A 9544-nucleotide genomic window follows, 5' to 3' on the forward strand; every position below is an offset into this window, starting at 1 on the left:
CTTATGTACGACTGCATTGTTGTGGGAGCAGGTCCATCTGGTGGTTCAGCATCCTATCATTTGGCAAAACGAGGACGATCAGTTTTGCTACTCGAAAAAGAGAGCCTGCCTCGCTACAAACCCTGTGGTGGTGGCGTTTCGCCGATGGTACAAGAGTGGTTTGACTTTGACTTTTCGCCAGCAGTATCTCTGACAGTCCAACAAATTCGCTACACATGGCAAATGGGCGATCCTGAACTTGTCGCCCTTGAAACCAAAGAACCCGTCTGGATGGTGCGTCGCGATGTTTTTGATCATTACCTTGTGCAGCAAGCCCAAAAACTAGGCGTAGAACTTCGCGATAATACTGGCGTTACAGGTATTGAATGGAAAAGCGATCGCTGGTTAGTCAAAACCGAAAATGATGTATTTGAAGCCAAATATGTGATCGCCGCTGATGGGGCAAAAGGCTCCATGGCAAAATGGCTAGGATTTAAAGAGCGCAAGCGTCGCATGGGAGCAGCTCTCGAAGTCGAAGCCCCGCACCCAGCACCCGATGTCAGTGCTGCTCACTTTGATTTTGGCTCTGTTCAAAATGGATATATTTGGAACTTCCCAAAGGCTGACGGTTATTCCATCGGAGCAGGGACTTTTATCGGTGGCGAAAAGCAAAATCTCAAGGAGATTGCCGCGAAATATGCTCAGGAATTTGGAATTAACGTCACTTCCATGAAGCAATTTGGGCATCCCATTTGCCTATGGGATGGTCACCAACCACTGCATACGCAAAATGCCCTACTCACAGGCGAATCGGCTTGTATTGTTGATCCCTTCACGGCGGAGGGCATCCGTCCTTCGCTCTTAACTGGTATGTTTGCTGGTCAAGCGATCGATGAAGCGATCGGTGGTAATGCTGATGCGCTCAAGCAATATACTCTCAAAGTCCAAGAAGAATGGGGAGAAGACATGGTATGGGCGCAACGCATTGCCAATATTTTCTATCGCATTCCTAGTTTTGGCTACAAGATGGGAGTGAAGCGTCCTAGTGCTAGTCAACGCATGGGGAAAATTCTCTGTGGTGAGATGCGTTATCGTGATGTGGCAGGAGCCGCCATTAAGCGCCTAACTAAGGGCTTAATGGGCATGAAGTAAAAGAAGAGGTGGCTCTGCCACCTCTTCTTTTATAGGACTTACGCAAAAATGCCCTGAGATCCTGATTCCATCATAGGGGCAATTCATGAATTGCCCCTACATCTAGTTCTTTTGCGTAAGTCTTATTTAATAGAAAATTTCCCAATAAAAATATGACTAAAAAAAATTATCGATTGCTATTTCTATCTACTCCTGTGGGAGCATTGGGATCAGGAATCGGTGGGGGCGTGGAATTGACCTTGCAAAATGCGGCGAAAGCTTTAATGGCTAAAGGGCATGAAGTGGAAATCGTCGCGCCTGAAGGTTCCGTTACCAATGTCACTAAACTGACTCAAATAGCAGGAACCATCCAAACTTCAGCCCAAACTCAAGTGGGCGCTGATATGGTTGTCCTTCCTCAAAACTCGGTTCTCGAAAATATGTGGAGCTATGCGAGGGAATCACAGGATCAGTTTGATTTGTTATTTAACTTTGCCTATGATTGGCTACCTCTGTACCTCACACCATTTTTTCGCCGCCCGATCGCTCATTGGATCAGCATGTCGTCACTTTCGCCTGTAATGGATGCGATGGTATCGAAAACTTCCGCGCTTTGCCCTGATGCGATCGCCGTTAATACTCGCGCCTGTGCGGATACTTTTAGTCATGGCGATCGCCTGATGATTATGGGTAAGGGGATTGATGTAACGCAATATAATTTTGTCACTAAGCCAGATAAACCAAGCCTTGCATGGGTCGGACGTATTTCTCCCGAAAAGGGTTTAGAGGATGCTGTCGAAGCCGCAGAGGAAAGTGGATTCCCTTTGCATATTTTCGGATTAATTCAAGATCAGAGCTATTGGCTGGATATTCAGGCTTCTTTTCCTAAAGCTGAACTTCATTATGAAGGATTTTTATCTACTGATGGTTTGCAACAAAAACTAGGACAATGTAGTGCTTTATTAATGACTCCCCGTTGGGTTGAAGCCTTTGGGAATGCTGCGATTGAGGCGTTTGCCTGTGGTGTGCCTGTAATATCCTATCGTTCTGGAGGACTTACTGAGATCGTTCGGCATGGCAAAACAGGATTTCTTGTGGAAATGGGAAGTGTGTCTGGTTTGATTGAAGCAATTTCTAAATTAGACCAAATCGATCGCGTTACCTGTCGCCAACAACTTGAAGCGGAATATTCTTTAGAAGTATGGGGCGATCGCCTAGAAAAATGGTTTGACAAACTGATTTCAAGCTATGGCAAGACGCAAATCATCTAAAAAAACAAAGAGGATGGCGACGCGAAGCGTCGCCATCCTCTTTGGGATGATTGTTATAATTACTGATGTTACGTGGAACTCAGATAATGAACCTCTTGCTGCTAGCATAACAGGGCAACCACGGGGGGATTGCCCCTACCTGTAAATTTTAGATCTTGTAGGGGCTGCGCCCCCGTGCCAGCCCTAGACTTACGCCATCGCAAGAATTCCTTCCACGTAACATCAGTAATTATTTAGAAAAGTTTAATCAAAGACATATGCAAACTATCAAGCTCGGCTCCAATGGTCCAACTGTAACCGCGCTAGGTGTGGGAACATGGGCATGGGGTGATACCCTGTTTTGGGCTTACGGCAAGGATTTTGGAGCAAAAGATGTAGCGGAAGCATTTCAAGCTTCTGTTGATGCAGGCATCACGTTTTTTGATACTGCTGAAGTCTATGGATTTGGTGAGTCAGAACGCTTAATTGGTCAGTTTTGTAAGCAAACTTCGCAACCAATACAGATCGCCACCAAATATTTTCCATTACCTTGGCGTTGGCAAAGATCAGCGATCGCTGAGGCTCTAACCGCTAGTCTTGAGCGTTTACAAACAGAGCAAATTAGTCTCTATCAAATTCACTGGCCTTTAGAATTTCTACTCAAGACCAAGGACTTTATGGAAGTTCTTGCGGAGGAAGTGAAAAAAGGACGCATTCAATCGGTGGGAGTCAGCAATTATTCTGCGGCTCAAATGGCGCTAGCTCATCAATATCTTGCCGAAAAGGGCATTCCGCTAGCGGTGAATCAAGTTCCTTACTCTTTATTAACTAGACAAATTGAGCAGAATGGAACTCTCGAAAAGGCGAGACAATTGGGAGTGACGATTCTTGCCTATAGTCCCCTTGCTCAAGGTTTATTGACTGGGAAATATACACCAGAATCAGTGAAATCTCTTCAAGGTGCTCGACGCATTGATCCTCGCTTTAGTCCTAATGGCTTGCAAAAGCTAGAGCCTTTATTCTCAACGCTAAAGGATCTATCTGAAAAATATGATAAAACACTGGCTCAGGTTTCTTTAAATTGGCTTGTTGCTCAAGGAAATATCATCCCAATCCCTGGGGCGAAAAATGCCAATCAAGCCAAACAAAATGCTGGTGCTTTAGGTTGGTCATTAACACCTGAAGAAGTAGAACTACTCCGCCTCAAAGCGCCAAAAATATAATCCTTAATTATTTAAAGGACTTACGCAGTAGCCCTGCACTCAAGTGCGGGCTAAAAGTTCAAACCCGTTGAAACGGGTTGCTGGAAATATTCTGTAGTCCACTTCAGTGGACTTGAGCTTTTAGCCAAGAACTTGAGTTCTTGGTTCTCAAGAAGTGCCGCGCTTTGCGTGGTACTTCTTGAGGATTCATTATCGCTTGCGAATGGGAATTTGGACTTCGCGACGCTTTAACGGAGATGGCGTATAGGGAGAGTCGTAGAGAAATTCTCGTGGTTCACCAATAATTTCATACTCTGGATGATTAACTAGCCACTGTTTTAACCTTGCAATATGTTCGGGATAACTACCATAGCCATAGGCTCCCTGTATTCCTAAGCTGACAACGAGCATCGGTGGATGGTCTTCTACTTGAATATCAGGAGATATTTGCTGTGGCTTGATCTCGTTATTGTTATACAAAAAGGAAACCTTAGCTTTGCCTTGTTGCATGGGCTGATCGATAGTAGCGATCGGGTATCGAGCCTCGACAGGAGCAGTCATGGAAATATTGTTACTGCTGATGTGGCGAAATAACGGATTAAAGGAATAACTGGTAGCATCGTTAAGGTTGCCTTCATAGGTGTATGTACCTGAGCGATAGGCAGGATATTGCTTAACTTCAATGGTGTCGTGGGGAGTAGGCGAGGGAAATCCGACTGGTAGAGGAGCAGACATAGCTTTTTTTACGGCAAAGAATGCAATAGGAAGGGCGATCGCACCAACAATGATGAGCAATGTAGAAAGTTTCATATTTCTATTGTAAGAGGTATTTCTAACTATGTATAAGCATATGGGCTTGGAGACCAAGCCCCTACCTTTATAAAAATGTAGGGATTTGGTCTCCAAATCCTCTTTAACTTACGCAAAAAACAAAAGATAAGTGTCAGTGCGAAGCACTGACACTTATCTTTTGTTTTTTGCGATAAAGCAAAGTGCTATAAATACTGATAAGTCTTGAATATGTAGATAACAATGATTGAGAGTTCAGCGAAAGTGAGCCAAGACAATAATAAGTGGCAGTTCTGGATTGATCGCGGTGGCACATTTACTGATATTGTCGCGCAAAATCCTGATGGTGAAATCCTGATTCATAAACTGCTATCCGAGAATCCCGATCGCTATAGCGATGCACCGATACAGGGGATTCGCGATATTCTCGGTATCCCTCAAACTGAGCCTATTCCCATAGAGCAAATTGCCGCAATTAAAATGGGAACGACGGTGGCAACTAATGCCCTATTAGAACGCAAAGGCGATCGCACAGTTTTGTTAATTACTAAAGGGTTTAAGGATGCATTACGCATTGGTTATCAGCATCGCCCCAATATTTTCGCGAGACATATCGTTTTGCCTGAAATGCTCTATGAGCAAGTAATCGAAATAGAAGAACGCTATAGCGCCCATGGAGAAGTTCTCATTTCTTTAAATGAGGATTTGGCGATTAGAGAATTACAAAAAGCCTATGATTTAGGGATTAGGGCTTGTGCGATCGCTTTAATGCATAGCTATCGCTATCCTCAGCATGAGCAAAAATTAGCCGAATTAGCTCAGCAAATCGGGTTTACGCAGATTTCTATATCCCATAAAATTAGCTCCCTCATCAAATTTGTGAGTCGTGGTGATACTACGGTTGTCGATGCCTATCTATCACCAATTCTCAAGCGTTATGTGGATCGGGTGAGTTCCCAACTTAATCAGGCTCTTACCCCTAGCGCCTCTCTAGCAGGAGATGGGGATAAGACTGCAAAATCTCAGACCCTCACCCCTAGCCCCTCTCCCGCAGGAGAGGGGGATCAGTCTGCAAAATTAATGTTTATGCAGTCCAATGGCGGACTGACGGAAGCCACATCTTTTCAAGGCAAAAACAGTATTCTATCGGGTCCCGCAGGGGGCATCGTCGGTGCAGTACAGACCTGTTTGCAGGCGGGTTTTGCGAAAATTATTAGCTTCGATATGGGAGGAACTTCCACAGATGTAGCCCATTATGCAGGGAGTTATGAGCGATCGCTATCTACAGAAGTCGCTGGCATCAGGCTAAGTACGCCCATGATGTCCATTCATACGGTGGCGGCTGGTGGTGGCTCCTTACTATTTTTTGATGGAGCTAGATATCGCGTTGGTCCCGAATCCGCAGGAGCTTTTCCCGGCCCCGCCTGTTATCGCAATGGTGGTAATTTAGCAGTGACCGATTGCAATGTCATGCTCGGCAAATTACAGCCTGAGTTCTTTCCCAAAGTATTTGGCAAAAATGGGGATTTACCACTCGATCGCACAGTTGTAATTGAGAAGTTTACAGAATTAGCGCAAACCATCAGCCAAGCAACAGGACAAGCTGTTACTCCTGAAGTCGTTGCCCAAGGTTTTTTGGAAATTGCGGTAGAAAAAATGGCAATGGCGATTAAAAAAATATCAGTACAGCGTGGTTACGATGTTACTGAATATGTCCTCTGTTGCTTTGGTGGTGCAGGTGGGCAGCACGCCTGCGCGATCGCTGATGTCTTAGATATGACCCAAGTATTCATTCATCCCTACGCAGGTGTTTTATCCGCCTATGGCATTGGATTAGCAGATATTCGCACCATCCGCGATCGCACAGTGGAGTCAGAGCTAAATCTAGAATTGCTTACCGAACTAGAAACTATTGCCAAAAAACTAAGCGAAGATGGCAAGTCTGAGATTTTGCAAGGTAATGTGGATGGTGATTTAAATATCGAAACTAGTTTGCGATTGCGTTACGCTGGTACAGATTCATCGCTAACGGTGGCAATTACTGAGCCTCTCAGATTCTATTCACAAGTTACAGTAGACTACTTGCGAACCAATTTTGAGACATTGCATAAAGAGCGCTATGGTTTCATTTTTGCGGATAAAGTGTTGATGGTGGAAGCGATCGCTGTAGAAGTCATTATTTCAAGGAAAAAGGAAAAAGGAAAAAGGAAAAAAGCTAATAGCCAACAGCTAACAGCTAATAGCCAACAGCTAACAGCCAACAGCCAAAAAGTACAAGTCTACATGGCAGGCGCATGGCGAGAAACGCCCATCTTGCGGCGGGAAGATCTGCGGGTGGGCGATCGCATTCAAGGCGCAGCGTTGATTATTGATGTGACGGGAACTAATGCGATCGAGCCTAATTGGGAAGCAGAATTGAATGAGGATGATTGTTTGATCTTGAGAAGATCCCCCCCAGCCCCCCTTGTAGAGGGGGGAGAAGATGCTCTTCAAGTCCCCCTTTATAAGGGGGATTTAGGGGGATCTCTATCTAAAGCCGAAGATAGATCCCCCCCAGCCCCCCTTGTAAAGGGGGGAGAAGATTCTCTTCAAGTCCCCCTTTATAAGGGGGATTTAGGGGGATCTCTATCTAAAGCTGAAGATAGATCCCCCCCAGCCCCCCTTGTAAAGGGGGGAGAAGATTCTCTTCAAGTCCCCCTTTATAAGGGGGATTTAGGGGGATCTCTTCCTGATCCGATTAAATTGGAAATCTTTAATAATCTCTTTCAATCGATCGCTGAACAAATGGGATTTACGCTGCAAAATACTAGTGCTAGCGTCAATATTCGCGAGAGACTAGATTTCTCCTGTGCCATTTTTGACTGTGATGGTGAACTGGTTGCCAATGCACCGCATATTCCTGTACACCTTGGCTCGATGGGTGAAAGTGTAAAAGCTCTGATAGGCGATCGCCAAGGTAATATCCATTTTGGGGATGTCTTCGCCACGAATAATCCTTATAACGGTGGCACGCATTTACCTGATATCACTGTAATTACGCCTGTATTTATAGAAACTGAGCAGCCAATTTTCTATGTTGCCTCACGGGGACACCATGCCGATATTGGCGGCATCACCCCAGGTTCCATGCCTTCTCATAGTACGAGTATCGAAGAAGAAGGAATTCTCTTTAACAATTTTCAGCTTGTTAAAAGTGGCAATTTTTGTGAAGCAGAAACCCTTGCCTTGTTAACTTCTAGTCAATATCCAGCGCGTAACTCCGCCCAAAACATTGCAGACTTGCAAGCCCAAATTGCAGCGAATGAATGTGGCGCAAAAGAACTTCAGCGTATGGTTGCTAGTTATGGTGCATTAACTGTGCAGAACTATATGCGCCATGTGCGAGACAATGCCGAGTTAGCGATTCGGAAAGCGATCGCTAATTTGGTCAAGGAAACAGGAAAAGGGAAACAGGAAAAAGATGAACGTAAGTTTATTTATCCCATTGATAATGGGAGTCAGATTGTAGTATCGGTGAGTTTAGATGCGAATGAAAGAACAGCAAGGATTGATTTCACAGGAACTTCGGCGCAATTAGGAAATAACTTTAATGCACCTTTAGCGGTATGCAAAGCCGTAGTTCTCTATGTATTTCGCACTCTTGTTGATGATGAGATTCCCCTTAATGCGGGTTGCCTTGTCCCGTTAGAAATTATTGTCCCTGAAGGCTCGATGCTCAACCCTGTTTATCCTGCGGCAGTGGTGGCGGGAAATGTGGAGACATCTCAAGCGATCGCCAATGCTTTGTATGGCGCATTGGGCGTAATGGCAGCCTCACAGGGAACGATGAATAACTTCACCTTTGGTAGCGATCGCTATCAGTATTATGAAACGATTTGTGGTGGATCGGGTGCAGGGATGGATTTTGATGGTACGGATGCCATTCAAACCCACATGACTAATTCGCGACTCACCGATCCTGAGATTCTAGAATGGCGATTTCCTGTACTTTTGGAAGAGTTTTCGATTCGAGAGCATACTGGCGGCAATGGTAAATATAAAGGCGGCAATGGTGTCATTAGGCGGATTAAGTTCCTTGAACCGATGACGGCAGCAATTTTGTCTAGCAGTCGAGTTATTCCTCCATTCGGTTTAAATGGTGGTGAGTCAGGAACAACTGGGCGAAATTATGTGATTAGAATTGATGGAGAAATTACCGATTTACCTAGCACAGCCACAGTACAAATGGAAATGGGTGATACTTTTGTGATTGAAACTCCTAGTGGTGGTGGTTATGGCAAAATTCAAAATAGGGCTTAGCCAATATATGCAACGGTTCTTAAAGCAGAGAAATCGGTTATTCTTGGCAATTACTTTGGCAGTGGCGATCGCTTTCGGTTCTGCTATAACCAAACAATCCCCTGCGATGAGCGCCGAAAAGATCTCATTTTGGTATCCACCCTTTGGACAGTTTATTATTCCGATTTCTGATCTTGAAACCTTTGCGAAAACTGGGAAACTTACCAAACGTCTTGCTTTTTATCTGGATCATCTATCACCAAGTCAACAGGCTGAACTTAGACAAGCGCTTAACACCCGTTACGATATTAGCCATATTATGATTAGTCAGTTCACCTATTCGCCGATTGGGCTGGTGTTAATGAAGCGAATGGGTAGGATTTTGCAAGGTGATGGCTATCAAAATGGATTGTTAGCATTACGATCTTCGCTCATTCTCTCGGCTGCAAGCCCTGAAGGACTAACTCCCATTAATGTTTTGCGACGTTTTCCCTTACCAACGATTGAGTTAGATTTAAACTTAGGATTAGAAGCCTATAGAGAACTATCACTACTTTGGTGTCGAAAAGCAGTAGCGATCACTGCTCTACAAAAGCAATCAGAGAATGAAATAGCAACTACTAAAACCCCTATACCGACTGATAAAATTGTTGCCAAAGGCAAATTTTCTTGGCAAACACGCGAATTTACTTTTCAGAACCCTGAGCGGGAAATGGCAATCAATGCTACTTTATATGCTCCTCAAGGAACTGAGAAACCTGCGCCTGTAATTGTTATTTCCCATGGACTTGCTTCCAATCGCGATACATTTATCGTAATTGCTCAACGTAGGAAAATTGACAAAAAGGCAAAAGCTGATAAATTAAAGAAATGAAGGAACTACCCAACCTAAAAGACCTAACAGACGAGGCAAAA

General features: G+C 44.5%; 6 protein-coding genes. 5 read left to right on the forward strand and 1 reads right to left on the reverse strand.

The genetic code is table 11. From position 1 onward, the window contains the following. Positions 1-3 precede the first annotated feature (3 nt). From H6G05_RS19135 to H6G05_RS19145, 3 genes are all read left to right on the forward strand, one after another. Entirely contained in the window at positions 4-1131 is a 1128-nt protein-coding gene (locus H6G05_RS19135) for a geranylgeranyl reductase family protein (protein ID WP_190580405.1), read from the forward strand. Positions 1132-1283: 152 nt separating this feature from the next. Further along, on the forward strand, positions 1284-2381 hold the full coding sequence (locus H6G05_RS19140) for a glycosyltransferase family 4 protein (RefSeq protein ID WP_190580408.1): 1098 nt from the start codon (positions 1284-1286) through the stop codon (positions 2379-2381). 257 nt (positions 2382-2638) lie between these two features. Beyond that, positions 2639-3583: an aldo/keto reductase gene (locus H6G05_RS19145; RefSeq protein ID WP_190580410.1), complete on the forward strand. Its 945-nt coding sequence runs from the start codon at positions 2639-2641 to the stop codon at positions 3581-3583. 189 nt (positions 3584-3772) lie between these two features. Here H6G05_RS19145 and H6G05_RS19150 read toward each other — a convergent pair whose 3' ends face one another. Next, complete coding sequence (locus H6G05_RS19150) at positions 3773-4372, reverse strand: heme-binding protein (protein ID WP_190580412.1); 600 nt, start codon at positions 4370-4372, stop codon at positions 3773-3775. 222 nt (positions 4373-4594) lie between these two features. On the opposite strand from H6G05_RS19150, the gene H6G05_RS19155 reads away from it, so the two are divergent. Further along, positions 4595-8650: a hydantoinase B/oxoprolinase family protein gene (locus tag H6G05_RS19155; protein WP_190580414.1), complete on the forward strand. Its 4056-nt coding sequence runs from the start codon at positions 4595-4597 to the stop codon at positions 8648-8650. A 7-nt stretch (positions 8651-8657) separates the two neighbouring features. Beyond that, positions 8658-9503 carry an alpha/beta hydrolase gene (locus H6G05_RS19160; protein ID WP_190580416.1) on the forward strand — a complete coding sequence of 282 codons (846 nt, stop codon included), beginning with the start codon at positions 8658-8660 and terminating at the stop codon, positions 9501-9503. Positions 9504-9544 lie beyond the last annotated feature (41 nt).

The organism is Phormidium tenue FACHB-1050, assembly GCF_014696925.1.
Lineage (GTDB): Bacteria > Cyanobacteriota > Cyanobacteriia > Pseudanabaenales > Pseudanabaenaceae > Pseudanabaena.

Excerpts from the sequence above, each read along its gene's own strand:
- H6G05_RS19135 (WP_190580405.1), top strand. The coding sequence starts at position 4 with ATGTACGACTGCATTGTTGTGGGAGCAGGTCCATCTGGTGGTTCAGCA.
- H6G05_RS19140 (WP_190580408.1), top strand. The coding sequence starts at position 1,284 with ATGACTAAAAAAAATTATCGATTGCTATTTCTATCTACTCCTGTGGGA.
- H6G05_RS19145 (WP_190580410.1), top strand. The coding sequence starts at position 2,639 with ATGCAAACTATCAAGCTCGGCTCCAATGGTCCAACTGTAACCGCGCTA.
- H6G05_RS19150 (WP_190580412.1), bottom strand. The coding sequence starts at position 4,372 with ATGAAACTTTCTACATTGCTCATCATTGTTGGTGCGATCGCCCTTCCT.
- H6G05_RS19155 (WP_190580414.1), top strand. The coding sequence starts at position 4,595 with ATGATTGAGAGTTCAGCGAAAGTGAGCCAAGACAATAATAAGTGGCAG.
- H6G05_RS19160 (WP_190580416.1), top strand. The coding sequence starts at position 8,658 with ATGCAACGGTTCTTAAAGCAGAGAAATCGGTTATTCTTGGCAATTACT.